The organism is Bradyrhizobium sp. WSM1743, assembly GCF_000473065.1.
In the GTDB taxonomy this organism is placed as follows: domain Bacteria; phylum Pseudomonadota; class Alphaproteobacteria; order Rhizobiales; family Xanthobacteraceae; genus Bradyrhizobium.
In genome coordinates, this window is record NZ_AXAZ01000048.1 from 23,591 (window position 1) to 49,072 (window position 25,482).

A 25,482-nucleotide genomic window follows, 5' to 3' on the forward strand; every position below is an offset into this window, starting at 1 on the left:
TCACTGCATGCGGCGCGCGGTTTTCGCATTCATGGCTTCGATCCTGTCCTGCCAGAATGCGCTTGCGGTGCCGAAAACGTTGTAGCCGACGTGGGTCGAGACCTTGATGCGGTCGAGGATCGACAGCTCGGTCACGGTCTCCATCCGGTTGCTGCGCGGATCGAACACGATCAGCTTCAGCGGGGTCTGCTCGAGGATGAAGCGTGACACGGCATGAGAGCGGTCGCTGCCGTGCTCCTCGCACATGATGACGCTGTCGGCCTGCAGCAGCCGGACGCCGCCCTTGATCGCCTCGATCTCGACGCCCTCGACGTCGAGCTTGATCAGGTACTTGCCGGTGGCTGCGACCTTGCCGTCGTCGATCAGATCGTCGAGCGCAATGACCGGCACTTCTTCACCTCCCGCCGACGGATCGCCGGCGATGCTGAAGGCCTCGTGCTTGGTGCCCGACAGCCGCGCGGTCCCGCGGGCCGCGCCGATGGCGCATTTCATGGTCTCGAAGCGGCCAGCGTTGACGCGGGCATTGTTGGCGAGCTTCGGATAGTTCTGTCCCGACGGCTCGATCGCAATCGCCTTGTGCGCGCCGAACGGCTTGCTCGAGACCAGCACCGACCAATAGCCGTAATTGGCGCCGCAATCGAGCAGCGTGTAGTCAACGTCGATGGAGTCGGCGAACAGCAGCTCGAGCTCGTCTTCATAGTTGTACGAGCGGTTGAGCAGCTTGCTCCAATAGCCGTCGCCATAGGGGAACTCGAACACGGCGTCGGGATTGAGCCTGATCGCGATGTTGCGCTCCGGCAGCGTCTTCCGCAGCAGGTTCGCGCAGGCGATGTAACCCATGTGCGAGAAGCGCGAGGAGATCTTCGATCCCGTCACCAGCGCCAAGGCAGCCGTCCGCTCCCACAGGTTGGCCCCTTCAAGGGCCCCCGAGGCACGGTCAAACTGGATTGGCGCCTGCGCCATCACCGATCGACCTCTCCGAACACGATGTCGAGCGAGCCCAGGATCGCCGAGACGTCGGCGAGCAGATGGCCGCGGCAGATGTGGTCCATCGCCTGGAGATGGGCAAAGCCCGGCGCGCGGATCTTGCACTTGTAGGGCTTGTTGGTGCCATCGGACACGAGATAGACGCCGAACTCGCCCTTGGGCGCCTCGACCGCGGCGTAGATTTCGCCGGGCGGCACGTGGACGCCTTCGGTGTAGAGCTTGAAGTGGTGGATCAGCGCTTCCATCGAGCGCTTCATCTCGCCGCGGCGCGGCGGAGCGACCTTGTTGTCGGCGACGACGACAGGGCCCTTGCCATCAGGCGCATTCAGCTTCTGAATGCACTGCTTCATGATGCGCACGGCCTGGCGCATCTCTTCCATGCGGATCAGATAGCGGTCGTAGCAGTCGCCGTTCTTGCCGATCGGGATGTCGAAATCCATCTCGGCGTAGCACTCATAGGGCTGCGACTTGCGCAGATCCCAGGCCGCGCCCGAGCCGCGCACCATCACGCCCGAGAAACCCCACTCCCAGGCTTCCCTAAGCGGCACCACGCCGATGTCGACGTTGCGCTGCTTGAAGATGCGGTTGGCGGTGAGCAGCCGGTCGAGGTCGTCCACCACCTTCAGGAACGGATCGCACCAGGCCTCGATGTCGTCGATCAGCTTCTGCGGCAAGTCCTGATGCACGCCGCCGACACGGAAGAAGGCCGCATGCATGCGACTGCCCGAGGCGCGCTCGTAGAACACCATCAGCTTCTCGCGCTCTTCGAAGCCCCACAGCGGCGGGGTGAGCGCGCCGACGTCCATCGCCTGCGTGGTGACGTTGAGCAGGTGCGAGAGGATGCGGCCGATCTCGCAATAGAGCACGCGGATCAGCTGGCCGCGGCGCGGCACCTCGATGCCGAGCAGCCTTTCGGCGGCGAGGCAGAAGGCGTGCTCCTGGTTCATCGGCGCAACGTAGTCGAGCCGGTCGAAATAAGGGATCGCCTGGAGATAGGTCTTCTGCTCGATCAGCTTTTCGGTGCCGCGGTGAAGCAGGCCGATATGCGGATCGACGCGCTCGACCACCTCACCGTCGAGCTCCAGCACCAGGCGCAGCACGCCGTGCGCCGCCGGATGCTGCGGTCCGAAATTGATGGTGAAGTTACGGAGATTCTGCGGTTGCTCGTTCATGATCAGCTCTTCGGCCCCGCTTTTTCATCCCCCGGCAACGGATAGTCCGCCCCTTCCCACGGCGAGAGGAAGTCGAACTTGCGGAATTCCTGGTTGAGCCGGACAGGCTCGTACACCACCCGCTTCTCCTGGTCGTCGTAGCGGACCTCGACGAAGCCGGTGAGCGGGAAATCCTTGCGCAGCGGATGGCCCTCGAAGCCGTAGTCCGTGAGAATGCGGCGCATGTCGGGATGGCCGACGAAGAACACGCCGTAGAGGTCGTAGGCTTCGCGCTCGAACCAGTCGGCGCCGGGAAAGACGTCGATCAGCGACGGCACCTGCGTGGTCTCGTCGGCCTGCGCCTTGAGCCGGATCCGCGCGTTCAAGGTCGGCGACAGGAAGTGGTAGATCACGTCGAAGCGCTTCTCGCGATCCGGGTAGTCCACCGCCGTAATGTCGGTGATGTTGACGAAACGGCAGTTCGGGTCATCGCGGAGGTACTTGACCACCTCGACGATCTTGCTGGCCTCGACATCCACGGTCAGCTGATTGAAGGCCACCGAGTGACCGGTCGCGGCGCCCGGAAGCGCGCTAACGATCGTCTGCCCCAGGGCGTCGAGCTTGGCGTCGTCCATGACGTAAAACCTTAGCGTTCGATGGTGCCGGTGCGCCGGATCTTCTTCTGCAGCAGCAGCACGCCGTAGAGCAGCGCTTCCGCCGTGGGCGGGCAGCCCGGCACGTAGATATCGATCGGCACGATGCGGTCGCAGCCGCGCACGACCGAGTAGGAATAATGGTAGTAGCCACCGCCATTGGCGCAGGAGCCCATCGAGATGACGTAGCGCGGTTCCGGCATCTGGTCGTAGACCTTGCGCAGCGCCGGCGCCATCTTGTTGGTCAGGGTTCCCGCGACGATCATCACGTCGGACTGGCGCGGCGAGGCACGCGGGGCGAAGCCGAAGCGCTCGACGTCGTAGCGCGGCATCGACACCTGCATCATCTCGACCGCGCAGCAGGCGAGACCGAAGGTCATCCACATCAGGGAGCCGGTGCGCGCCCAGGTGATGAGATCGTCGGTCGCGGCCACGAAGAAGCCCTTGTCGGCCAGCTCGGAATTGACCTCGACGAAGAACGGATCATTGGCCCCGACCGGCTTGCCGGTCGATGGATCCAGGATGCCCTTCGGGGCCGGCGCGATGACCGGACCGGTGGACGATGCAGGGTTCAATCCCATTCCAGTGCTCCCTTCTTCCATTCATAGGCGAACCCGACCGTCAGCACGGCGAGGAACACCACCATGGACCAGAAGCCGGTCGCGCCAAGCTTGCCGAACGCTACCGCCCAGGGAAACAGGAACGCCACCTCGAGGTCGAAGATGATGAAGAGGATCGCGACCAGATAGAAGCGGACGTCGAACTTCATGCGGGCGTCGTCGAAGGCGTTGAAACCGCACTCATAGGCCGACAGCTTTTCCGGGTCCGGCTGCTGGAACGCCACGATGAAGGGCGCGATCAGCAGCACGAGACCGATGAGGCCCGCCACCCCTATAAAGACGACGAGTGGAAGATAATTCTGAAGAATGCCGCTCATTGACGAGCCCTTTTTCCCGCAGCCTCGGGACAGCCACGGATTCGTCCGATTTGGAATTATTCTGAGCCTTAGCGCAGTGCACCAATGGGCGCAAGACACGGTCTTTTCAGGCCCTTTGCCGCCCCCAGAGCGGTGAAAATCCCGGAATCACCGCGCGGCTGGTATGGAGCAGATCGCCCGCCCCAGCAAGGGCAGTCACGGTTTCGCAAGGCCAGCAGTTCTGAGATTGCGGCGCGCCGGCCGAGGCAGCTGTCGGCCCCGCCTTGACCGACCAAAATGTACGGTTTTTCCGCTGCGGCAGCGCGTCCACACTGGCAACGACCGGTGCGGGCACCCGCCGCCCCCTTTTACATATTTTTCCAAGGGTCCTTTGCCAAGGGCCCCGAGCAGTGCAGCCAGGAGCCATTGAGGGCGCTGCCTGATCAGGACAGGCGCAACAAAAGCTACCTATCCACAGCTGCGAACGATCAGAGAGCCATGCGCCCCGAAGGGGCCGGGACTCGTCTGGCGAATGCGTCGGCGGTCAGCTCCAGAACGGCCGCGAGCGCGGCGGCCGGCGACTTGCTGGTTGGTCGCTCGCGCCGCGCTCGGATGCGCTTCGGGCTGGGGGGCATGGCCCGGGGCTCATCGTGACGGCAGATCAGCGGTCGTCCAGGCGGAGTCGAAGGACCGTCGATCAGTTGGTCCAAATCCCTGAGCCTGCGCCGCCATGGCCCTGCCCTCGCCCGTGCTCACCATTTGTAGGAGACGCTGGCGGTGACGCGCCGGCGGTCGCCGTAGAAGCAGGACGAGGCTGACGCGCAGCTCGCGACATAGATCTTGTCGGTCAGGTTGATCACGTTCAGCGCCGTGCGCCAGTTCTGCCATTCGTAGTGGAGCGCGAGATCGCCGAGCACGACCGCAGGAACCTCGAGCGTGTTGGCCTGGTCGGCCCAGGACGAGCCGATATAACGCACGCCGCCGCCGAAGCCGAATCCTGCGAGCGGTCCGTCCTTGAAGGTGTAGTCGGCCCAGCCGGACACCAGCATCTCGGGCGTATTGGTCGGCGTCTTACCGACCAACGCCGGATTGAGATCCTTGCTGGTGAAGAGATGATAGGCCGTGAAGGCGCCGATGAACTTCAGCTCCTTCGTGGCATTGGCCACGGCCTCGAGCTCGATGCCGCGCGACGTCACCTCACCGGTCTGGTTTTGCAACGTGGTGATGACCGGATCGGTCGTGGCCACGTTTTGACGTTTCAGGTCAAAGACCGAGGCGGTGAAGTAGCCGTCGAATCCCTTCGGCGCGACCTTGACGCCGATCTCGGCCTGCTGGCCTGTCTCCGGCAGGAACAGACGGTTCGTTGTACTATTAATGCCGATGATCGGATTGTAGCTGGTCGCGTAAGAAACGTAAGGTGCGATACCGTTGTCGAAATTATAGATCAACCCGGCTCGGCCGCTGAACCGGCTGTCATCGCGACTTGCGACGGTCGCGCCGGTGTCCCGGGCGGCCTGCGTCGTCTCGACCCAATCGTTGCGGCCGCTCAGCACCAGTGTGAAGTTGCCGAGCTTCATCTGGTCCTGGACATAGGTGCCGGCCTGCTTCTGCGTGATGCGGAAATTGGTCTGGAACTGAGGCGCCGCGAACGGAATATCGCCCAAGCCGTAGGACGGATTGAACACGTTGATCGAAGGAATGGCACCGACTTCGAACAGCTGGTAGTCGTCGATCTGATAGCCTCTCAGGTCGACCCCGAACAGCATCGTGTGCCTGACCGGGCCTGTATTGAAGCGATACTCGAGCTGGTTGTCGAGATTGGCCTGATTGGCGGTGTCCTTCGCATACCAATTGTAGCGCGCGAGAGAGGCCGTGTTGACGTCGGTCCAGCCGCTGCCGACATAACCGCGATAGGTCACGTCGACATGCGCAAACCGCGCGTTCTGCCGGAACGTCAAGTCGTCAGTGAGATGGCGCTCGAACTGATAGCCGAGCATTTCCTGCTCGCGCGTGAACTTGTCGACACTGGGATCGCCGACGAAGAAGCTGGTCGGAATCTTGCCGAACGGAGCGTTGGTTACTGTGCCTTGGTAGGGCAGGAAGTTGATACCGCGGGTGTCCGTCTTCGACGCCGATGCGAGAACCGTGAAGGTCGTATCGGCATCAGGCTTCCAGGTGAACGACGGTGCGATGAAGTAGTTGTTGTCAGGCGTAAAGTCGACCTGCGTGCCGCCGTTCCTGACTTCGCCGACGACTCGGTAGAACAGCTTTCCGTCCTGGGGCTGCGTCGCGACCGGCCCGCCGAAATCGAAGCCGACATAGGCGTTGCCGAAGTTGTTGACGCCGGTCTCGATGTAGCGGATCGGCTCTGCCGGCGGCATCTTGCTGATGACGTTGACGATGCCGCTCGGGCTCGATCCGCCATAGAGCACCGCGGACGGACCGCGCAGCACCTCGACGCGTTCCATGTTGGACGGCGGCAGACGCCAGCTCGCATAGGCCGTGTAGAACAGCTGCATACCGTCGAGGAATAGTCCGATGTCGTCGGACTTGAAGCCGCGGATCAGCCACCAATCGTTGCGCGTGTCCGCACCGAAGGTCCCTGCCCGCACGCCGGCGGTGTAGCGCAGGACCTCATCGAGCTTGTTCGGCTTCTGGTCGCGGATCTGCTCGGCACCGATGACGGACACCGCCTGCGGCGTCTCCATGATTGGCGTGTTGGTCTTGGTGCCTGACGAACTGCGGCCGGCGACGTAGCCGTTCACCGGCCCGCGTGGCGTCTCCACGAAGCCGACTTCGCGCCGCGGCTGCGGCCTGTTCCTGGCGGGGGTCTGCACCGAGATCCGCGTCGCGCGGCGCTGAGGGGTCGCCGCGGCGCGGCGGCGCGCTTCCGGCGCTGTGACCGTCACCGACGGAATGTTCTGCGCGCCACTCTGCACGGAAGATTGTGCGAGCGATGCCTGCGGCATCAAGACCCAAGCGGATGCGGTCGCCAACACGGCCGACCGCAGCATTCCAAGACTGTTCAACGCGCCACCCCAAAGCTGCATGTTCGATGCGTCATGCCGCCTGTCCCCGGATGGCATGCGCTTGCGATGACGCTTATGTGAGGGCGCGCGATTTCCCTAATTGAAAGCTTCTTAGAAAGGCTCTTAGAAGCACTCCAATAGTTCCGCGTGTTGCAGCGATCAGCGCGAATTCTTCTCGCTCTCGAGCATCTCGGCGGCGATCGCCGTGAGCTGATCGACCTGCCGCAGCAATGCATCGAGCTCGGCTTCGCTCAGATGTTCCAGCAGGCGCCGGTTGCGCGCCTGCGCGCCGTCGACGATCGCATCATGCGCGGCGAGGCCCGTCGCGGTCAGCGAGATCAGCACCTCGCGGCTGTCCTTCGGATTGGCCGTTTTCGCGATCAGCTTGCGCGACAGCAGATTTGCCAGTGCACGGCTGATCTGTCCCTTGTCCTGGCCGACGGCTTCGGCGAGCCGTGCCACGCTCATCGGCGGCCGCCGGCCGAGCGAGGCGACGAGACCGAACTCGACCGAGTTCAGTCCAGTCAGGCGCTTGTAACGCAGGATGGCGCCGCGCTTGAGCAAATTGGCAAGCACCATCAGCCGCGACGACAGCATCACGGTGATCGGCGCCGCCGGCGCGCTCTCGTCCGTTTCCGACGAGGTCGACCCGCCCCTGCTCTCGGTCTGGCTCATGCTTCCACCTCTCCCAAGAAAGCCGGGGTGTGCCAACCCCCGGTCACGGCGGGCGCAAATAAGCCACCGCGAGGACCGCTCGAAGTTGTGAGCCGCGCGATCCGGGATGACATAGGCCGGGCGGCCGCCTCACGCCGCTCCAGGCCACCAGCCCGGCGAAACCAAGCGGGCGCATTAATGAAACCATTTTGCGGAACCCGCGAAACCATCCGGAAACAGATGGCCGCTAGAAGAAGAGCCCATAGACGGCGGCAAAGCCCGTCGGGAGGCTCAGATGAACCACTCTATTCACTCTGCTGATCGTGCGACCCACCTGAAAATCGTGGTGGTGGCGCTGGTGGCCGGCATCGTCGTGGCCGGCTTCGGGATCGCAGCCCGCACCCATGCCGATTACAGCCAGACCGCCCAGTCCACCCATGTGATCAAGGCCGGCAAGCCGGTCGTGGTGACGAGCGCGGGGACGTCGGAGATTCGCTGATACGGCCTCTTCCGAGCTGACCAATGGCCGCCTCCGGGCGGCCTTTTTCGTTTTCCAGAGCAATGCTTAGCCGGGACGCCCTGGGGAAGCGCAACGTCCTTGACTTCACCATGTCCCCCCTTTAAGTCCCCCTCGTTCCGCGCGCGTCCAGCGAACCACGCGGGAGTAGCTCAGTTGGTTAGAGCGCCGGCCTGTCACGCCGGAGGTCGCGGGTTCGAGCCCCGTCTCTCGCGCCATTTTGGCAACCCTCTCATAGTCTTAGCCCGAACTTCTCGACGCCTTTCGCGGCTCTGCCAGCGATTGCAGGCGCCCGGAGGGAACTCTCGGCATAGTCAGGCGGCGCCCGAATCGTCTACGCCTGAAAGGACTTAGAGGGATCCCCACGCATTCTCGGCTTTTCCAGGGACTCCCTGTCATTGGACAACGCCAGGAGGCCAATCATGGCTAAGAAGGATTCGGCGAAGAAGGCAGCCGCTCCCGCCACCATCACGCTCAAGCACCTCGCCGCCGACATTGCGGAGCGCCAGGACCTGTCGAAAAAGCACGCCGAAGCCGTCCTGACCGACATGGTCGACCTGATCGCCAAGCACCTCAAGAAGGGCGACCGTGTCCGTATCGTGGGCCTTGGCATCCTCCAGGTCCGCAAGCGCGCCGCCCGCACCGGCCGCAATCCTGCCACCGGCGAGGCGATTCACATCAAGGCCAGCCGGAAGGTCGCGTTCCGCCCGGTGAAGGAACTGAAAGAGGCGATCTGAGATCACCCTTCGTTAAGCCTGATCTGATCTCGTTCCGGCCGCATCGCGGCCCGCTTTTCTGATATACCGCCTGCTTCCCCAAGACCTGCTCCCTAAAGACCCGGCGGTTTGACCAGAAATGTCCTCCCTCACCTTTTCGCATACCGTGACCGAGCGCTTCCTGCGCTACGTCACCATCGATACCCAGTCCGATCCGGAATCCCCTCGCTCGCCCTCGACCGAGAAGCAGAAGGATCTCGGCCGCGTGCTCGCCGCCGAGCTGAAGGCCATGGGCGTTGCCGACGCCCATCTCGACGATTACGGCTACGTCTACGGAACGATCCCGGCCAACACCGACAAGAAGGTGCCGGTGATCTGCTTCTGCTCGCATATGGACACCTCGCCGGATGTCACAGGCAAGGACGTCAAACCGCAGGTCGTGAAGAATTATCGCGGCGGCGATATCGTGCTGCCGGGCGACACCAGCCAGGTGATCCGCTTCGCCGAGCACCCCGCGCTGAAGAGCCAGATCGGCAACGACATCATCACCACCGACGGCACCACGCTGCTGGGGGCCGACAACAAGGCCGGCGTCGCCGAGATCATGGATGCCGCGCATTTCTTCCTCAACAACCCCGATGTGAAGCACGGCACCATCAAGATCCTGTTCACCCCGGACGAGGAGATCGGCCGCGGCGTCGACAATGTCGACCTGAAGAAGCTGGGCGCCGATTTCGCTTACACCATGGACGGCGAGAGCGCCGGCTGCGTCGAGGACGAGACGTTCTCGGCCGACGGCGCCACCATCACCATCAATGGCGTCAGCGCCCATCCCGGCTACGCCAAGGGCAAGATGGAGCACGCGATCAAGATCGCCGCCGCCATCGTCGAGCGGTTGCCGAAGGAGGGCTGCTCGCCTGAGACGACCTCGGGCAAGCAGGGCTTTCTGCATCCGATCGGCATCGAAGGCGCGCTGGAACAGGCGACGCTTTCCTTCATCGTCCGTGACTTCACCGAGGAAGGCTTGCGGGAGAAGGAGGTCCTGCTCGAGAGCATCGTCAAGGACGTGATGAAGGACTATCCGCGCTCGACCTACAAGTTCGAGGTGAAGGAGCAGTACCGCAACATGAAGCAGGTGATCGATCGTCACCCGCACGTTCTCGAATACGCCATCGAGGCCATCCGCCGTACCGGCCTGCGCCCGATCCGCACGGCGATCCGCGGCGGCACCGACGGCTCGCGCCTGTCCTTCATGGGCCTGCCCTGCCCCAACATCTTCGCCGGCGAGCACGCGTTTCATTCGCGGCTCGAATGGGTCAGCCGGCAGGACATGGAAAAGGCGGTGCAGACCATCGTGCATCTGGCGATGATCTGGGAAGAGCGCGCCTAGCCGTCGACCGGATTCAGGTCCGCGCCCGCGCCGGCAAGTCGTTTGCGAGCGCGGCCAGGCACTAAGCGGCTCCCCAGCCCGGCAGGATCAGGGCTATGATCAAATTGCCCGCGCACGCATCGCCCGCTTTCACGTTCGTACTGACGATGGGCGTGGTCAACCTGTTCGGCGACGTCACTTACGAGGGCGGCGCGAGCATCAATGGTCCCTTCATGGCCTCGCTCGGCGCAAGCGCGGCGGCGGTCAGCATCACAGCCGGTGCGGGTGAGTTCCTCGGCTATTCGCTGCGGCTCGGTGCTGGTTATCTCGCAGACCGCACCGGTCGCTATTGGCTCATCACCTTCGCTGGTTACGTCATCAACCTGTTTGCGGTTCCAGCCATGGCCCTTGCCTGGAATTGGCAGACGGCAGCCGCATTCATTCTTGCCGAAAGAATCGGACGCGCGCTGCGCAAGCCGACGGTCGAGGCGATGCTCTCCTACACGACGGGCGAGCTCGGCAAGGGATGGGTCTACGCTGTCAACACCGCGCTGGACGAGATCGGGGCTACCATTGGCCCGCTTCTGATCGCCCTGGTCCTGTTCCTGAAAGGAGATTATCGGACTGGTTATGCGCTTCTGCTGATATCCGCCGTGTCCGCGCTCCTCGCACTGGTCGTCGCACGCGTGAATTTCCCGTTGCCGTCACGGCTCGAGCAGGGACAGACGGCGCCGGCGCGAAGCTTCGCCCTGCCGTATTGGCTGTACATGCTGGCGGGCGCCTTGTTTGCCGCCGGCCTGATGAGCTTCGAGCTGATCTCGTACCATCTGTCAAAATCGAAGGTCGCATCCGAGCAGTGGATTCCGGTCTTGCTGGCGGCCTCGACGGCGTTCGGCGTGCTCGCGAGTCTCGCTCTAGGCAGGCTCTACGATCACCTCGGTCTCCCCGTGGTGATCGGCGCGGTGTGCCTCTCCGCCCCGTTCTCGCCGCTCGTGTTCCTCGGAGACTTTCAACTGGTGCTCATCGGCATGCTGTTGTGGGGCGTTGGCTACGCGACGCAGGATACCCTGCTCAAGGCGCTCGTCGCCGAGGTGCTTCCCGAGGGAAAGCGCAACCTGGCGTTCGGTCTGTACTACGCTGGTTATGGCGTTGGGTGGCTGGTCGGCAGCATCGTCACCGGCCTCCTGTACGACCGCTCGATGACGGCGCTGATCGTGTTTTCGATTGCGATGCAGCTATTGGCGGTGCCGGTCTTTGCCCTGGCGCGGCGAACGCAAGCGCAACCAGCCACCCAGTGAGAGCCAGGGACGTCGGCCGCCCCCCGCCAACGAGCGCGGCCGACACGATCTTGCGTGACGATCCTACGGCACCGGCATCGCGCGCGGATTGCGATGGAAGCGGTTGGAGCTCGCCATCCAGTTCGGCAACGGTTCTCCATCGCGATGCCGCCCGCCGGCGACGGCTGCAGCCCAGGCCACCGCGGCGCCGACCAGGGTCGCGGCTGCGACCGAGAACGCCACGATGATCGAGTTGCGTCGCGCACGGTTGATGGCCGTCTTGGACTCTGCGATCAGGGTGTCGACCCGCCGTTCGGCGTCAGGTGCCGCGAGGCCCGTCACAGCCGCGACCTGCTGCACGAGGTAGGCCCGGTCATCGGTGCTGACGCCGCTGTGGCTGGACGAAGTCATCAGGATGCGTCCCGCTTCGGCGCGGGCTTCCCTCAGATCAGTGTTCGGCGCGCGGCGCGGCGCGCGGAACAGCTTGTCGAGCTCATAGCTCAACAGGGGCTCGGCGGCTGACGTGTTGCTCGCCGAGCTGCGCATCGGCGAACGGTCGATCGCAGCAGCGCCGAGAAGCGCGAGCAGAGCTGCGCCGAGGAGCACAGCGAGAGCCCAGGCGGTCAGGCCATGCAAGCCGTCGCGCCGCTCGCCATCATCCTCGATCTTGGCCGGCGTCGGCGCCGGTTGCGTTGTCCGGCCGGCGACGTAGCCGCCGAAGCCGAAGCTAATGATGGCCTGGATGATCAGATACAGCCCGGAGAGCAGCGCCAGCGCAGCCGAGGCATCGCGCCACGACGGCGAGGCCGAACTGACGCCAAGGCCGATGGCAACACCAAAGCCCAGCAGGATGAACGACATTGCGCCTGCAGCAAGTGCGCCTGCGAACACCGAGCTCCACTGGATGGCTCGAGGCGCGTCGATCGCCAGGCCGCCTTCCATGACCTCTTCCCGCATGAGAGTTTCAACCGTCATCGCGGCGCTCTCAGCGCAGACCGAAGAACGACAGGATCGCCATGATGACGACGATCAAGCCGATCAGATAAATCAGTCCGTCCATTGTCCGTCCTCCTCAGTTTCTTCTGCTCGCTAATCGCGAGGTATGAGGAACGTTCCAAATCGGACAGATCGTCGGGAACGAATTGGAGAGACGCAGGTTACATGCTCTGTCCCAAGGATAGAGAGTGTGAGCACATGAGGCCTCAGCCGGTTCGTCCGGCTGGGGCCTTTCCGCGTGGCAGTCAGCTTGCCCGTCCCTGTCCTATGTTAACGACGCCGGGGCCGGGATCATCAAAGATGCGATTGGGGCGGAACCTCCAAATCAGGAGATGCGCGTGGATCGCAGAACGGCGTGCCTGCAGCAGGCCAATGCATTCCGGGAGAAGGCCCTCGCCGATCCCGAGCACCACGACCAATGGATCGATGAAGCCATCAAATGGCTGGAACGGGCGATGGAAGCGAGCTGTCACGCCGTCATCACCATGGAGGCTGACGGCGGCGGCGACGCTCCGGAGCTGGCCCCCACGATCGAAGCCATGGCCCCGCATCGGCCCGTCATTATCCGCCAGTGAGAGGCGTTGGCGACGTGTGCACCGCGGCGGCATTGTTCCAGGGACGTAACAATGTTGCGGGTCGACACTGTTCCCGCGCCCATGCTAGGCCGAGCGCAGACCGCAACCAGAGTGACGTCGTGCTCGCAAACCGCCAGCCCTCAGGATCCTGCCGCTCGCGCAACTGGCGCGGGCTGCTGTCCGTGCTGATCGCGGCGGTCTATCTGCTCGCGAGCGCGCTACACGGCTCGCACGACATCGACGTCACCACGCCCGCCGGCGGTTCGGAGATCGCTGCGGTCCTTGATGGCCCCGCGGGCCACGGCGACCACAAGGTCATCGGCAGCCATCACTGCCATGGCTGCTTCTCGCTGACGGTGACGCAGCCGGCGCCAGTGACCGCATCGGTCACGCTCGTGTCGGCAGCGAGCCCGCAACGTGCACCCCGGCTCGCCGGAATTGTCCTGGATACCGACTCCCCGCCTCCCAAACATTTTGCCTGAACGGATTGGTCGGGCGTCCCGCGCCCATTAGGTTCATCCTTCACAGGTCGGTTCATGTTTTGCAGGGGAATGGCCGCGCGCCTGGCGTGCGCGGCGGCGTGCCTGATTGCCGGCGTGGCGCTATCGCCGTCTCACGCCCAGACTTTGACGATGCGGAGCGCGTTGTCGCGCGCGCTGGCCGCGAGCCCACGGCTGACAGCGGCGGAACGCGACGTCGGCATCGCCACGGGCCAGCGCATCCAGGCGGGCGCGCTGCTCAATCCGGAACTGTCCTACGAGCAGGACGATTCATTCGGCTCCGGCAAATATCGCGGGACGCGATCGGCCGAGACAACGCTTCAGATCAGCCAGGCTTTCGAGCTGTTCGGCAAGCGCGACGCGCGGATCGCCGCCGGACAGGCCGGCGTCGAGGTCGCCGCGATCCAGCGCAAAGCTGTCAGGTTGGAGGTGCTGTCGGAGACCGCGATCGCCTTCCTCAGCGTGCTTGGCGCGCAGCGGCGCATCCAGATCCTCGACGAGCAGATTGCCGCCATCGACCGGCTGACGCCGCTGCTGCGCCGCCGCGTCGAGGCTGGCGCCTCCTCGCCGGCCGAGACCGGCCGCGCCGAGGTCGCCTCCGCCCTGGTGAAAGCCGACCGCGAGCGCTTCAAGGCGACGCTGGCCGGCGCCAGGCGCGAGCTTGCGGTGCTGATGGGCGATCCCGCCGCAAAATTCGGCGAGGTCTCCGGCCGGCTCGACATCACGGGACGCCCGCCCGCGTTCCAGGCGGTGGTCGCCGCCATCGATGCCAATCCGCAACTGGTGCGCTGGACCGCCGTTTACGCGCAGCGCAATGCCGAGCTGCTGCTGGCGCGGCTCAAGCCCTATCCCGACGTGCGGATTGCCGCCGGCTGGCGCCACTACAACGAAACCAATGACGATGCCGTGCGCCTCACTCTCTCGGTGCCGGTCCCCGTGTTCGATCAGAACCAGGGCAACATCCTCTCGGCCCAGGAAAGCCTCGCCAAGACCCGTGCCGAGCGCGAGGGCAATCGCAACACGCTGATCGTGATCGCCGGCCGCGCCTACGACTCGCTCCAGAGCTCGCTGCGCGAGCTCGCGGTGCTGCGCGAGACCGCGATCCCTAAGGCCGTCGAAGCGTCCGAGGCGATCTCGCAAGGCTACGGCCAGGGCCGCTTCACCCTGCTCGAGGTGCTCGACGCCCAGGCCAGCGTCACCCAGGCGCGGCTGCGCGAGCAGGAGGCGCTGCAAAATTTCCATGCCGGCGTTGCGACCATCGAAGGCCTCGTCGGCAACCCCTTCACGCTGGCGCGGGAGAGCGCACGATGAGGACCTCCTCCACCATTCTCATCGCCATCGTTGCCGCCGCGCTCGGCGCCTACTTCTATTCCCTGCTCGCCCCGGCCAAGCTCGCACACACCGAGTATGCCGAGCATTCCGAACAGAAGAAGCCGAACGATCATGTCGAGCAGGACGAGCACGGCGCAGACCGCATCCGCATCTCCGACGTGAAGCTGGCCGCTGCCGGCGTGACCCTGGCGGAGGCCGCGAGCGCCACACTGACCGACACGCTGTCCTTCAATGGCATCCTGCGCGCCAACCAGGAAGCCGTGGTGCAGGTGACGCCGCGCTTTCCGGGCGTCGTCAAATCCATCCTGAAGCGCATCGGCGACAGGGTCGCCAAGGATGACCTGCTCGCCGCCATCGAGAGCAACCAGAGCCTCACCGTCTACGAGCTGAAGGCGCCGATCGCCGGCACCATCATCGAGCGGCAGATCTCCCTCGGCGAATATGCCTCCGAGCAGAAGCCGGCCTTCGTCGTTGCCGATCTCTCGACTATCTGGGTCGACCTGTCGATCTATCGGCAGGACCTCAGGCGCGTCCACATCAACGACGAGGTGCTGATCGATCCCGACGACGGCCGCGGCGAGATCAAGGGCACGATCTCCTACATGGCGCCGATCGGCAGTAGCGAGACCCAGACCGCGCTGGCGCGCGTGGTGCTGCCAAATTCGGACGGACGCTTGCGACCCGGCCTGTTCGTCACGGCGCGGCTGATCCTCGCGGCGCGCAATGTTGCGGTCGCCGTGCGCCGCAGCGCGATCCAGACGCTGGAGAACAAGACCATCGTGTTCGTGCGCGAGGACGGCGACAAGATCGAGGCGCGCCCGGTCGAAACAGGGGATTCCGATCCGAAGTTCGTCGAGATCAAGGCCGGTCTTGCGGCCGGCGAGCACTACGTCGCGGAGAACAGCTTCGTCGTGAAGGCGGAGATGGGCAAGGGCGAGGCCGAGCATGATTGAGCGTCTCATCGCCGTATCGCTGCACCAACGCTGGCTGGTCCTGCTGCTCGCGCTCGGCGCCGTCGCTTTCGGCGCCTGGAATTTCCAGCGCCTGCCGATCGACGCCGTGCCTGACATCACCAACGTCCAGGTCCAGATCAACACCCGCGCCCCCGGCTATTCGCCGCTAGAGACCGAGCAGCGCATCACCTTCCCCGTCGAGACCGCGATGGGCGGCCTGCCCAAGCTCGATTACACCCGCTCGCTGTCGCGCTACGGCCTCAGCCAGGTGACGGTGGTCTTCAAGGACGGCACCGACATCTACTTCGCCCGCCAGCTCGTCGGCGAACGCATCCAGCAGGTGAAAGACCAACTCCCGGCGGGTGTCGAGGTGGCGATGGGCCCAGTCTCGACCGGGCTCGGCGAAATCTTCATGTATACCGTCGAGGCCAAAGCGGGCGCCAAGACGGACGCCAAGACGCAAGGCGGTCACGACTATTCGCTGACCGATCTGCGTACCGTGCAGGACTGGATCATCCGGCCGCAGCTTCGCAACGTGCCTGGGGTGATCGAGGTCAACACCATCGGCGGCTTCGAGCGGCAATTCCACGTGCTGCCGGACCCCGGCAAGCTGATGGCCTACCGGCTCGGCTTTCGCGACGTCATGACCGCGCTCGCCGCCAACAACGCCAATGTCGGGGCCGGCTATATCGAGCGCAACGGCGAGCAATACCTCGTTCGCGCGCCGGGCCAGGTCGCCAATGTGAGCGAGATCCAGGACATCGTCATCGGCTCGCGCGGCGGCAATCCCGTTAGGATCAGGGACGTCGCGGCCGTGACGGAAGGCCGCGATTTGCGCACGGGAGCAGCGACGCGCAATGGCGAGGAGACCGTGCTCGGCACCGCGATGCTCCTGATCGGCGAGAACAGCCGGACCGTGGCGCGCCGCGTCGCAGCCCGCCTCGAGGACATCGCCAAATCGCTGCCCGAGGGTGTGGTGACACGGACCGTCTACGACCGCACCGATCTGGTCGAGGCCACCATTCGCACGGTCCGGAACAACCTCCTGGAAGGTGCGGCGCTGCTGGTGGCCGTGCTGTTCCTGATCCTCGGCAACATTCGCGCTGCGCTAGTCACGGCCTGCGTCATTCCTCTGTCCATGGCGATGACGATCACCGGCATGGTCGAGACCAAGGTCAGCGCCAATCTGATGAGTCTGGGCGCGATCGACTTCGGCATTATCGTCGACGGTGCCGTGATCATCGTCGAGAACTGCCTGCGCATGCTGGCCGTGGCCCAGCGCGAGAAGGGCGGGCTGCTGACGACCTCGGAACGGCTGCGCGCGATCCTGCGCGGGTCGAGCGAGGTGATCAAGCCGAGCCTGTTCGGGACGCTCATCATCGCCGTGGTCTACCTTCCCGTGCTGACGCTGACCGGCGTCGAAGGCAAGATGTTCACGCCGATGGCGCTGACCGTGCTGATGGCGCTCGGGGCGGCCGTGCTGTTCTCCATCACTTTCGTGCCGGCGGCCGTTGCCATTTTCGTCACCGGCAAGGTGTCCGAGCATGAGAACCTGTTCATGCGGGCGGCGAAGCGCGCTTATCTCGCCCTGCTCCGTTTTGCCATCGACAATCGGGCCGCGGTTGCGATCATGGCGGTCGTCATCGTGGTCGCAAGCGGCATCGCCGCTTCGCGCATGGGGGGCGAGTTCATCCCCAGCCTGGACGAAGGCGACGTCGCGCTGGCTTCGATCCGGATTCCCGGCACCAGCCTCACTCAGTCGCTCGACCTTCAGAAGGCGCTGGAAAAGCGCATCAAGCAGATCCCCGAGGTGAAGGAGTTCTTCACCCGCATCGGCACCGCGGAGATCGCGACCGACCCGATGTCGCCGGCGCAGACCGACGGCTACATCATGCTGAAGCCGCGCGCCGAATGGCCCGACCCGGACAAGCCGAAATCCGAGGTGATCGAGGCCATCGACCATACCGCGGACGACATTCCCGGCAGCGCCTATGAAATCTCCCAGCCGATCCAGTTCCGCGTCAACGAGCTGATCTCCGGCGTGCGCACCGATGTCGGTGTCAAGATCTTCGGCGACGATCTCGACATCCTGCAAGGCGCCGCACGACAGGTGGAGGCCGCGATCCGCGGCATCCGTGGCGCCAGCGACGTCAAGATCGAACAGGTCGCGGGCCTGCCGATCCTCACCGTCCGCCTCGACCGCCAGGCGCTGGCCCGCTACGACCTCAGTGTCGGTGAGGTGCAGGGCATCGTCGAGATCGCGGTCGGCGGCAAGTCGGCCGGCAAGCTGTTCGAGGGCGACCGCCGCTTCGATATCGTGGTGCGCCTGCCAGAGCATCTGCGCGGCAATCTCGAGGCCATCCGCGCAATCCCGATTCCACTGCCTCCCGGCGAGGAGGTCGGCTCCGGCACGGCCATTCGAACCACGCTGGCCGCCTCTCCCCTGGCTCAGATGCGCTATGTGCCACTGTCGTCGGTCGCCACCGTCGATGCGACGCCCGGGCCCAACCAGATCAGCCGCGAGAACGGCAAGCGGCGCATCGTCGTCACCGCCAATGTCCGCGCGCGCGATCTCGGCTCCTTCGTCACTGATGCCGAAGCGGCGGTGGCCGAGAAGGTCAAGCTGCCGCCGGGTTACTGGATTGGCTGGGGCGGACAGTTCGAGCAGCTGGTGTCCGCCACCAAGCGGCTGACGATCGTGGTGCCGGTGGCGCTGCTCCTGGTGTTCCTGCTGCTGTTCATGGGGATGGGATCGGCAGCCGACGCAGCGCTGGTGTTCTCCGGCGTGCCGCTGGCGCTGACCGGGGGCGTCGCGGCGCTCTTGCTCCGGGGTATTCCACTGTCCATCAGCGCCGGTGTCGGCTTCATCGCGCTATCGGGCGTCGCCGTGCTCAACGGCCTCGTCATCATCGCCTTCATCGAGCGGCTGCGCAGCGAGGGGCGCCCCCTCGTCGAGGCCGTGCGCGAAGGCGCGCTGACGCGGCTGCGCCCGGTGCTGATGACCGCGCTCGTTGCCTCCCTCGGCTTCGTGCCGATGGCGCTCGCCACCGGCGCCGGCGCGGAGGTGCAGCGGCCGCTTGCAACCGTGGTGATCGGCGGCATCATCTCCTCGACGGTGCTGACATTGCTGGTGCTGCCAGCACTCTACGTGCTTTTCCGTCGTGACGTGGCAAGCGAAACGCCTACAATGGCGCCTGATTTGGCGGCGTCCGAGGAGCGCTAGAATTGGGCAGCCATGATCAACACGGTCATCCCCACCATGATCATGGCGACCGTGGTCATGGTCACGACCACAGTCACGGCCATGTCCATGCCCCCGCGAATTTCGGCAAGGCGTTCGCGATCGGCATTTCTCTCAACACTGCGCTGGTCGTGGCCGAAGCGGTCTACGGCTATATCGGCAACTCCACCGCCCTGCTCGCCGATGCCGGCCATAACCTTTCCGACGTGCTCGGCCTGGTCGTGGCCTGGGGTGCATCGATCGCGGCGCGCCGCGCCCCGAGCGGCCGCTTCACCTATGGCCTGCGCGCCTCCACGATTCTCGCGGCACTTGCGAACGCGGTGTTCCTGCTGGTCGCAACCGGCGCGATCGGCTGGGAAGCGATCTTGCGCCTGCGCCAGCCGGAGGCGATTGCCGGCGTCACGGTGATGGTGGTCGCCGGCATCGGTATCCTCATCAACGGCTTCACCGCCATGCTGTTCGCGCGCGGGCGCAAGGACGACATCAACATCGAAGGTGCGTACCTGCACATGGCCGCCGACGCCGCGGTCTCGCTCGGCGTCGTGGTCTAGGCGGCGCTGATCATCGGGACCGGCTGGCTCTGGCTCGATCCCGTCACCAGTCTCGTCATCTGCGCCACCATCCTCTGGAGCACGACCAGCCTCTTGCGCGGCTCGATCGACATGTCGATGGCTGCCGCCCCCAAAGGTACCGACCTCGCCGCGATCAGGGCGTTCCTGCTGGCGCGGCCCGGCGTGTCAGCGATCCACGATCTCCACGTCTGGCCGATCTCGACCACCGAGACGGCGTTGACCTGTCACCTCGTCATGCCCACGCGCGCGGACGACGCATTCCTGATGCAGACGGCGCAACTCCTCAAGACATCCTTCCGCATCGGCCACACCACGCTTCAGGTCGAGACGCATCCGGACAATGGCTGCGCGCTGGCGCCGGATGACGTGGTGTGAACGCGACTAGGCCTTGTCGCCGCCGGCCCGGCCGGCCTTGGCTCTGGCCCTGAGCCAGTCGAACACCACGTTCCCCAGCATCGCGCTCGCGCCGGCGAGGAAGGGAATGGTGTAGTACGCGTAGCGATTGAGTCCATAAATGAGGAAGGTCGGAAATGCGGAGCTGACCACCGCCAGCAGGATCATCAAGCTGCTGCCGGCAATGAGGCATCCGGATGACTGCCGGACCAAGCCCGCATGGCTCGCGGGGACGCCAATCAGAAGCACAAGAGCGAGGATGAGTGTTGCCGAAGACAGCCATAACATCGCGCCCGGACGATCATCGTATTCAGTCGAGACTTTCAACCCGCAGCACAGCGGGACCAGATCCGAACTCGGCGCGTAGCCGCGCGCAAAGAGACGGCTCAAGGTGAGCTGAAACTGATCCGCGCTCGGCAGCAGCCGCGACAGTGGCCACCAGGGTTTGTAGTAGTCGTGAATCAACTGTCCGGGTTTGAACCCGGTCGGAGTTCCAAAGAACGGGAACCTGTCTCGGTCCGTGAAGAACTCGTAGCCCTGCGGACTGGGTGCCCGCCGCGCAACCGAATTTGCGTCGAAGAGCAGGAAATACATTTCCCGGAGAAAGTGCTTCGTGAGGTGTCGATAGAGCGTCGACGGCGTCGTCAGTGTTTCGATGAAGATGTCACGCACGACCCTTTCGAGATCTGCATCTTTGTCGCCTGGCTTTGCTAGACGGTGCATCGCGCCGAATGGCCACTGATAGACACCGATGTCGGACCATCCCCGAGGGGTGTCCGCAGCCCGCATCTGCTCGACGAACGGCCGCGCCTGCGCCTTCCGGTCGAGATGAACGCCATGCTCGAAATCGCCGGAATAGCCGACCACGAAGGCCATCACGGCCAGGGTCTCGTTGCCGGCGGGACGCTTGCCGATCACGACATTGATCGCCGTCGGCGTCAGGTAGACGGCCGAGGCGAGAAAGCCCGCCAGTGCAAGCACGCCAAGACGGCGCAGGAGTCCCGCGTCCAACACCACCGCCAGCCACAAGAGAATGACAGCGGCCTGTCCTATCGCCGCCGACCGGCAGGTCATGACGGCGCCGAGCGTCAAGCCCACGGCCGCTGCGGCCGGCAACGCCGGCCATTTCCTCAATGCGGCGCCCGCGGCGATGAAGGCCGCAAGACTGATCAGGAAGTTCGAGATCGTCTCCGCACCAATTGTATTGTCGTAGTGGATGAGGCGGCCGTGCAGCGCCGCAAGACAAAAGGCCAACAGCGCGAAGAAACGCGGCGCGCCGGCAAAACGCACGATCGCTGCAACGAAAAGCGCGGTGCCGACGCTCATCAGGTGCTGCGCGATGACGAAGACGAGGATGTGCGGGCCGAACAGCTTCGACAGCAGTACTAGGAAGGCGGCCACGCCGTACGGCCGCTTCATCACATCCTCGATATATTGTCCTCTCAGGATGGATTCGGCCTGTATGATATAGGCCGCACTGTCTTCATGAATGAAGTGATCCGGCCAGGCCACCAGGAAAGCAAGGTGAACCAGCAGGGCGAGGCCGATCGCACCAACCCAGATCCAGAACCACGCGATAGAATCTGCCCACCGGGGCAAAGCGGACGAAAGACCAGTGCGCTGGTCCAGTGCTTGATCCATTTTGAATGCTCGCAACCGGAAGTTCGGGGACGACTACGCTGTCTTCGCGGTCACGATCCAGATCGCGCCCTGCAATTCGACGCTTGGCCCCTTCAGGAACGGCGCGAGCGTCTCGCGGATCGAGGCCCTGGCGGCCTCGTATGTCTCGGGCGGATGGCCCTGGAGCGCGCGGCTGGCCGGGCCGATCTGCAGCGAGCCGTCGACGGCGGCATCGAGGCCGCCGCCGATCGCGATATCCATCGCCAGATTATGCGGCTCCATTGCCACCTGCGCGAAGCCTGCACCTTTCAGGATGCGCATCACGCGCTCCTCCGACGCAAAGGCGAACGGGCCCGGCTCCTCCGGTCCGACCGGCGGCATCTTCGGCACGTGGTGATAGACCGCCATCAGCGGCGCCATCATCCAGGGATTTTCCTTCGGCTCGCGCCAGCAGACGAAGGCGAGCCGCCCTGTCGGCTTCAGCGCGCGACGCAAATTGATGAAGGATGCAATGGGGTCGGCAAAGAACATCACGCCGAAGCGCGAGGCGAGCAGATCGAAGCTCGCCGGCTCGAACGGATGCACTGTCGCATCCGCCAGCACGAAATCCAGCGGCAGGCCTTTTGGCGCCAGCGCGCGCGCCTGCGACAGCATCGGCTCGGAGACGTCGAGGCCGAGCGCAAAACCATCGGGCGCAACAGCCTTTGCGAACGCCACCGTCGTCGCGCCGGAGCCGCAGCCAACGTCGATCACGCGCTCACCCCGCCTCGGCTTGGCGCGCTCGATCAGGACGTCGGCAATGGGTCCGAGCAGCTTCTCTTGCACCGCATGGCGATCGGCCTAGCGCTGCCCGCTCGGCCCGTTCCTGGTCGGCGTTCTCAGCGTGTCCGCTGGGCTGTTGCATGGTGTCCCCGGTCGTTGCCATTCGCGCGATGCTGACGCCAGCGCTATCCAATCAAACGCTGCAGCACCATAGCGGGCGATATCACGTCTGGGGACCCTGTGCAGCCCTTTGGCCGAAGAAGTGTGACGGATTGCACGTGGGTGAGGCGGATCTGTGCCGCCGGCGGTTGCCACCTTTGCCAAAACCTAATTGTGCGCCGACACGCCATCGAGCGCCGCGCCTTCTCCGCCCTCTCTCCGATCCGCAAGCTAACGCCAGAACAGCGCAAGCAGCAGGATGACAGGGAGAGGAATACCTAGCAGCCACAACAGGGCGCCTCTACCAAGCGTCATGGTATCCGGCCTTCTTCCATCTTGTGCGAACCAAACCGCGAATGCCTCGGGAGTTCCTGCTCCCAGGAACGGAAGATTCGAGCGCGCGTTGGAACTAGAAACGAACTTCGTGGAGGATTTCGTCATGGTGACACGTGCATTTCCTAACCCCTTTTTTGGCTGGACATGGTCGGCCGTACTGGCTGGCATGTTCGCATCGTTGGTCGTCCAGATCCTGCTGACGATGCTCGGTCTTGGCGTCGGTCTGCTCGCAATCGACATTCCCACGGCCTCGTCGGCACCTGCCGGCGCTAGCTGGGCGGCGTTCGTGTGGTGGGCGGTGTCGGGGATCATTGCCGCCTTTGTTGGCGGTGCCGTTGCGGCAGCCAACTCGCCGGATCAGTCCGGGCTCGGCCGCGTCGGCCACGCCCTTGCCGCCTGGGCGGTTACGACTGTCGTCATAGTGGCTGCGGCCGCGATGATGCCGATGTCCGCGACCAGCATCGCCAGCAACCTGGTCGGCCCGTCATATACAGCGAGCGCCCGCGTCGCCTATTGGACGAACAATACGGGACGGGACACGGTCGGTGCGACGACTCGGCCGGCGACGCCGGCCCAGCTCGACGAGGCCCGCAAACACTTCTCGTACGTGATGTTTGCAAGCTTCTGTTCGCTTCTCCTTGGCGCAGGAGCCGCCTATGCCGCCGGCATGGCGACGACAGCCCAGGCGCTGAAGGAAACGGCGCGGCCGATGACGTGACGGCACAACGCAGGGCTCGAGGACCGAGCGCTCGCGGGGCGTGGGAGCGAGGGCTAACCGCCCTCGCCGCCTGCTAACCCCACGGGAGAAGCGCGGCAGATTGTGACGTCCATCACGGACCGTCCGCTTGCCTTCCGCAAGGCTCCGGATACTCTGATCACATTGTGATTTGGGGCTGCGATGGGCGCGCTACGGTTTTTTGGTTTGTTCATTTTTGCTGTCTGGATCGGCTGCGGATGGGCACACGCCGAGCGCCGCGTCGCGCTGGTCATCGGCAATTCCGCCTATAAGAGCGTGGCCAGGCTGACCAACCCGGTGAACGATGCCTCCCTGGTCGGCGGCATGTTCAAGAAAGCCGGGTTCGACACTGTGGATGTCAAGCTCGACCTCAGCGTCGTCGACATGCGCAAGGCGCTGCGTGAGTTCGGGACCAAGGCGCGCGAGGCCGATGTCGCGGTGATCTATTATGCCGGCCACGGCATCGAGCTGGACGGCAACAATTATCTCATTCCAACCGACGCTGCGCTGGAAACCGACACCGACGTCTTCGACGAGGCTTTTCCGCTCGATCGGGTGTTGTTCGCCATCGAGCCGGCCAAGCAGCTCCGCCTCGTCATCCTCGATGCCTGCCGCGACAACCCGTTCGCCAAGACGATGAAGCGCACCGTTGCATCGCGCGCCATTGGCCGCGGCCTCGCCAAGGTCGAGCCGACCAGCCCGAACACCATGGTCGCCTTTGCGGCCAAGGCCGGTTCGACCGCCTCCGACGGCGACTCCAAAAACAGTCCGTTTGCCGCAGCGCTGGTCGAGCGGCTGCCGACGCCCGGGCTCGACCTGCGCAAGGCGTTCGGCTTCGTCCGCGACGACGTTCTCAAGAACACCGGCTACAAGCAGGAGCCTTATGTTTATGGCTCGCTGGGCGGAGACGATGTGTCGCTGGTTGCGGCGAAGCCTGTCGTGGCCGGCCCCCAGCCAAACCCCGACAGCGAAATCCGGCGCGACTACGAACTGGCGCTTCAGCTCGGGACCCGTGACGGATGGACAGCCTTCCTCAACCGCTTTCCGGGCGGTTTCTATGCCGATCTTGCCAAAGGCCAGTTGAACAAAATCACCGCCGAAGAAAGCCGCGCGGCCGCCGCCGACAAGGCGCGCCAGGCTGAGGAAGCAAAGGAGCGGCTCGCCGCCGAGCGCGCCACCAAGGCCGAGCAGGAGAAGGCGGCGGCCGCGGCTAAAGCAGCCGAGGAGAGGCGTCTCGCTGCCGAGAAGGCCAAGCAGATCGAGGAGGCCAAGGCGGCCGCAGCCGAACAACGCCGGAAGGAAGCCGAGGCCGCCGCAGCGAAGGCGCTGGCTGACAAGCAAGCGGCCGAGAACGCGCTTGCCGAGAAACTCGCGAGCGACAAGGCCGCCGCCGAGCTGGCCGCCAAGCAAGCTGCCGAGAAACAAGCCTCTGCCAACGCAGAGCAGAAGGTCGCGGCGATCGCGCCCTCCTCAACCGCGCCGTCGCTATCGCCGCAGGAGATGACGAAGCTGGTGCAGGCGGAGCTCCGCCGCGTCGGCTGTCTGACAGCTTCGGCAGACGGCGATTGGAATGCGTCGTCACAACGTTCGCTGACGCTGTTCAACAAATATGCCGGCACCAAGTTCGACGCCAAGCTCGCCAGCTTCGACGCGCTGGACGCGCTCAAGGCCAAGCCGGGCCGCGTCTGTCCGCTGGTCTGCGACCGCGGCTTCAGGGCCGATGGCGACGCCTGCGTCAAGATCACCTGCCGCGCCGGCTATCGCGTCAATGACGACAATGAATGCGAGAAGGTGCAGGAGAAGAACACGGTCGCCACGCGCGACAATAGCGCCACACGTGATGCAGAGCGCAAGAAGGCCGAGTCTGCTCCATCCAAGCCGCAGTCGAGCGGACAAATCGTATGCAACAGTGCCGGCTGCCGACCCGTATCCAAAGGTTGTCGATTGGAGTTTCGCAGGGGCGGCGGCAATGCCAATACCCACACCGGCGAGAGTGTTGAAGTTTGCAACTAAGCCAGTACGCTCCCTGGATGTTTCG

20 protein-coding genes, 1 tRNA gene and 2 pseudogenes are annotated in these 25,482 nt (G+C 64.5%); 13 read left to right on the forward strand and 10 right to left on the reverse strand.

All coding sequences use genetic code 11. The features are described 5' to 3' along the window. From YU9_RS0125280 to YU9_RS0125315, 7 genes are all read right to left on the reverse strand, one after another. On the reverse strand, positions 1-963 hold the full coding sequence (locus tag YU9_RS0125280; RefSeq protein ID WP_027575314.1) for an FkbM family methyltransferase: 963 nt from the start codon (positions 961-963) through the stop codon (positions 1-3). Beyond that, positions 963-2,159, reverse strand: coding sequence for an NADH-quinone oxidoreductase subunit D (locus YU9_RS0125285; protein ID WP_027575315.1), 1,197 nt, complete (start codon positions 2,157-2,159; stop codon positions 963-965). Before YU9_RS0125285 ends, YU9_RS0125280 begins: the two co-directional genes overlap by 1 nt. A gap of 2 nt (positions 2,160-2,161) precedes the next feature. Then, positions 2,162-2,773, reverse strand: a complete 612-nt coding sequence (locus tag YU9_RS0125290; protein WP_027575316.1) for an NADH-quinone oxidoreductase subunit C — start codon at positions 2,771-2,773, stop codon at positions 2,162-2,164. An 11-nt stretch (positions 2,774-2,784) separates the two neighbouring features. Further along, positions 2,785-3,372: an NADH-quinone oxidoreductase subunit B family protein gene (locus tag YU9_RS0125295; RefSeq protein ID WP_027575317.1), complete on the reverse strand. Its 588-nt coding sequence runs from the start codon at positions 3,370-3,372 to the stop codon at positions 2,785-2,787. Continuing rightward, on the reverse strand, positions 3,363-3,728 hold the full coding sequence (locus YU9_RS0125300) for an NADH-quinone oxidoreductase subunit A (protein WP_008136158.1): 366 nt from the start codon (positions 3,726-3,728) through the stop codon (positions 3,363-3,365). Before YU9_RS0125300 ends, YU9_RS0125295 begins: the two co-directional genes overlap by 10 nt. A 731-nt stretch (positions 3,729-4,459) precedes the next feature. Beyond that, positions 4,460-6,721, reverse strand: coding sequence for a TonB-dependent siderophore receptor (locus YU9_RS0125310; RefSeq protein WP_027575319.1), 2,262 nt, complete (start codon positions 6,719-6,721; stop codon positions 4,460-4,462). 174 nt (positions 6,722-6,895) lie between these two features. Beyond that, positions 6,896-7,411: a MarR family winged helix-turn-helix transcriptional regulator gene (locus tag YU9_RS0125315; protein WP_027575320.1), complete on the reverse strand. Its 516-nt coding sequence runs from the start codon at positions 7,409-7,411 to the stop codon at positions 6,896-6,898. Positions 7,412-7,685: 274 nt separating this feature from the next. On the opposite strand from YU9_RS0125315, the gene YU9_RS0125320 reads away from it, so the two are divergent. From YU9_RS0125320 to YU9_RS0125345, 5 genes are all read left to right on the forward strand, one after another. Further along, positions 7,686-7,889, forward strand: coding sequence for a hypothetical protein (locus tag YU9_RS0125320; protein WP_027575321.1), 204 nt, complete (start codon positions 7,686-7,688; stop codon positions 7,887-7,889). Positions 7,890-8,048: 159 nt separating this feature from the next. Next, positions 8,049-8,125 (forward strand) — tRNA-Asp (locus YU9_RS0125330). 204 nt (positions 8,126-8,329) lie between these two features. Beyond that, positions 8,330-8,644: an HU family DNA-binding protein gene (locus YU9_RS0125335; RefSeq protein WP_027575322.1), complete on the forward strand. Its 315-nt coding sequence runs from the start codon at positions 8,330-8,332 to the stop codon at positions 8,642-8,644. A gap of 118 nt (positions 8,645-8,762) precedes the next feature. Next, positions 8,763-10,013 carry a peptidase T gene (gene pepT / locus YU9_RS0125340; RefSeq protein WP_027575323.1) on the forward strand — a complete coding sequence of 417 codons (1,251 nt, stop codon included), beginning with the start codon at positions 8,763-8,765 and terminating at the stop codon, positions 10,011-10,013. Positions 10,014-10,225: 212 nt separating this feature from the next. Further along, complete coding sequence (locus YU9_RS0125345) at positions 10,226-11,290, forward strand: MFS transporter (protein ID WP_245266523.1); 1,065 nt, start codon at positions 10,226-10,228, stop codon at positions 11,288-11,290. A 63-nt stretch (positions 11,291-11,353) separates the two neighbouring features. On the opposite strand, the gene YU9_RS0125350 is transcribed toward YU9_RS0125345, so the two are convergent. Then, the gene (locus YU9_RS0125350; RefSeq protein ID WP_027575325.1) at positions 11,354-12,244 is read right to left on the reverse strand and encodes a hypothetical protein; all 891 of its coding nucleotides are present in this window, start codon (positions 12,242-12,244) and stop codon (positions 11,354-11,356) included. 359 nt (positions 12,245-12,603) lie between these two features. On the opposite strand from YU9_RS0125350, the gene YU9_RS42440 reads away from it, so the two are divergent. From YU9_RS42440 to YU9_RS42445, 6 genes and pseudogenes are all read left to right on the forward strand, one after another. After that, positions 12,604-12,840 carry a hypothetical protein gene (locus tag YU9_RS42440; protein WP_051380508.1) on the forward strand — a complete coding sequence of 79 codons (237 nt, stop codon included), beginning with the start codon at positions 12,604-12,606 and terminating at the stop codon, positions 12,838-12,840. A gap of 119 nt (positions 12,841-12,959) precedes the next feature. Beyond that, a complete protein-coding gene (locus YU9_RS0125360; RefSeq protein ID WP_027575326.1) occupies positions 12,960-13,322 on the forward strand; it encodes a hypothetical protein in 363 nt (120 codons plus the stop codon). Between the two features lie 54 nt (positions 13,323-13,376). Then, on the forward strand, positions 13,377-14,651 hold the full coding sequence (ihpA, locus tag YU9_RS0125365; RefSeq protein WP_027575327.1) for a divalent metal ion exporter subunit IhpA: 1,275 nt from the start codon (positions 13,377-13,379) through the stop codon (positions 14,649-14,651). Further along, positions 14,648-15,625, forward strand: coding sequence for a divalent metal ion exporter adaptor subunit IhpB (gene ihpB, locus YU9_RS0125370; RefSeq protein WP_027575328.1), 978 nt, complete (start codon positions 14,648-14,650; stop codon positions 15,623-15,625). The genes ihpA and ihpB overlap by 4 nt, the downstream gene beginning before the upstream one ends. After that, complete coding sequence (locus tag YU9_RS0125375) at positions 15,618-18,848, forward strand: efflux RND transporter permease subunit (RefSeq protein WP_027575329.1); 3,231 nt, start codon at positions 15,618-15,620, stop codon at positions 18,846-18,848. The genes ihpB and YU9_RS0125375 overlap by 8 nt, the downstream gene beginning before the upstream one ends. A 2-nt stretch (positions 18,849-18,850) precedes the next feature. Beyond that, a pseudogene (locus YU9_RS42445) lies at positions 18,851-19,813 on the forward strand (cation diffusion facilitator family transporter). A 6-nt stretch (positions 19,814-19,819) separates the two neighbouring features. On the opposite strand, the gene YU9_RS0125385 reads toward YU9_RS42445, so the two are convergent. Both YU9_RS0125385 and YU9_RS42450 read right to left on the reverse strand, forming a co-directional pair. Then, the gene (locus tag YU9_RS0125385) at positions 19,820-21,472 is read right to left on the reverse strand and encodes a hypothetical protein (RefSeq protein ID WP_027575330.1); all 1,653 of its coding nucleotides are present in this window, start codon (positions 21,470-21,472) and stop codon (positions 19,820-19,822) included. Positions 21,473-21,505: 33 nt separating this feature from the next. Continuing rightward, positions 21,506-22,355: pseudogene (locus YU9_RS42450) on the reverse strand (class I SAM-dependent methyltransferase). Positions 22,356-22,796: 441 nt separating this feature from the next. Here YU9_RS42450 and YU9_RS0125395 point away from each other — a divergent pair. Together YU9_RS0125395 and YU9_RS0125400 are read left to right on the forward strand one after the other, a co-directional pair. Beyond that, positions 22,797-23,426 carry a hypothetical protein gene (locus YU9_RS0125395; protein ID WP_198028299.1) on the forward strand — a complete coding sequence of 210 codons (630 nt, stop codon included), beginning with the start codon at positions 22,797-22,799 and terminating at the stop codon, positions 23,424-23,426. A 180-nt stretch (positions 23,427-23,606) separates the two neighbouring features. Further along, on the forward strand, positions 23,607-25,457 hold the full coding sequence (locus YU9_RS0125400) for a caspase family protein (protein ID WP_027575332.1): 1,851 nt from the start codon (positions 23,607-23,609) through the stop codon (positions 25,455-25,457). Positions 25,458-25,482: the final 25 nt, after the last annotated feature.

Coding starts and splice junctions, on each gene's coding strand:
- YU9_RS0125280 (WP_027575314.1), bottom strand. CDS start 963: ATGGCGCAGGCGCCAATCCAGTTTGACCGTGCCTCGGGGGCCCTTGAA.
- YU9_RS0125285 (WP_027575315.1), bottom strand. CDS start 2,159: ATGAACGAGCAACCGCAGAATCTCCGTAACTTCACCATCAATTTCGGA.
- YU9_RS0125290 (WP_027575316.1), bottom strand. CDS start 2,773: ATGGACGACGCCAAGCTCGACGCCCTGGGGCAGACGATCGTTAGCGCG.
- YU9_RS0125295 (WP_027575317.1), bottom strand. CDS start 3,372: ATGGGATTGAACCCTGCATCGTCCACCGGTCCGGTCATCGCGCCGGCC.
- YU9_RS0125300 (WP_008136158.1), bottom strand. CDS start 3,728: ATGAGCGGCATTCTTCAGAATTATCTTCCACTCGTCGTCTTTATAGGG.
- YU9_RS0125310 (WP_027575319.1), bottom strand. CDS start 6,721: ATGCTGCGGTCGGCCGTGTTGGCGACCGCATCCGCTTGGGTCTTGATG.
- YU9_RS0125315 (WP_027575320.1), bottom strand. CDS start 7,411: ATGAGCCAGACCGAGAGCAGGGGCGGGTCGACCTCGTCGGAAACGGAC.
- YU9_RS0125320 (WP_027575321.1), top strand. CDS start 7,686: ATGAACCACTCTATTCACTCTGCTGATCGTGCGACCCACCTGAAAATC.
- YU9_RS0125335 (WP_027575322.1), top strand. CDS start 8,330: ATGGCTAAGAAGGATTCGGCGAAGAAGGCAGCCGCTCCCGCCACCATC.
- pepT (WP_027575323.1), top strand. CDS start 8,763: ATGTCCTCCCTCACCTTTTCGCATACCGTGACCGAGCGCTTCCTGCGC.
- YU9_RS0125345 (WP_245266523.1), top strand. CDS start 10,226: ATGGCCTCGCTCGGCGCAAGCGCGGCGGCGGTCAGCATCACAGCCGGT.
- YU9_RS0125350 (WP_027575325.1), bottom strand. CDS start 12,244: ATGACGGTTGAAACTCTCATGCGGGAAGAGGTCATGGAAGGCGGCCTG.
- ihpA (WP_027575327.1), top strand. CDS start 13,377: ATGTTTTGCAGGGGAATGGCCGCGCGCCTGGCGTGCGCGGCGGCGTGC.
- ihpB (WP_027575328.1), top strand. CDS start 14,648: ATGAGGACCTCCTCCACCATTCTCATCGCCATCGTTGCCGCCGCGCTC.
- YU9_RS0125375 (WP_027575329.1), top strand. CDS start 15,618: ATGATTGAGCGTCTCATCGCCGTATCGCTGCACCAACGCTGGCTGGTC.
- YU9_RS0125385 (WP_027575330.1), bottom strand. CDS start 21,472: ATGGATCAAGCACTGGACCAGCGCACTGGTCTTTCGTCCGCTTTGCCC.
- YU9_RS0125400 (WP_027575332.1), top strand. CDS start 23,607: ATGGGCGCGCTACGGTTTTTTGGTTTGTTCATTTTTGCTGTCTGGATC.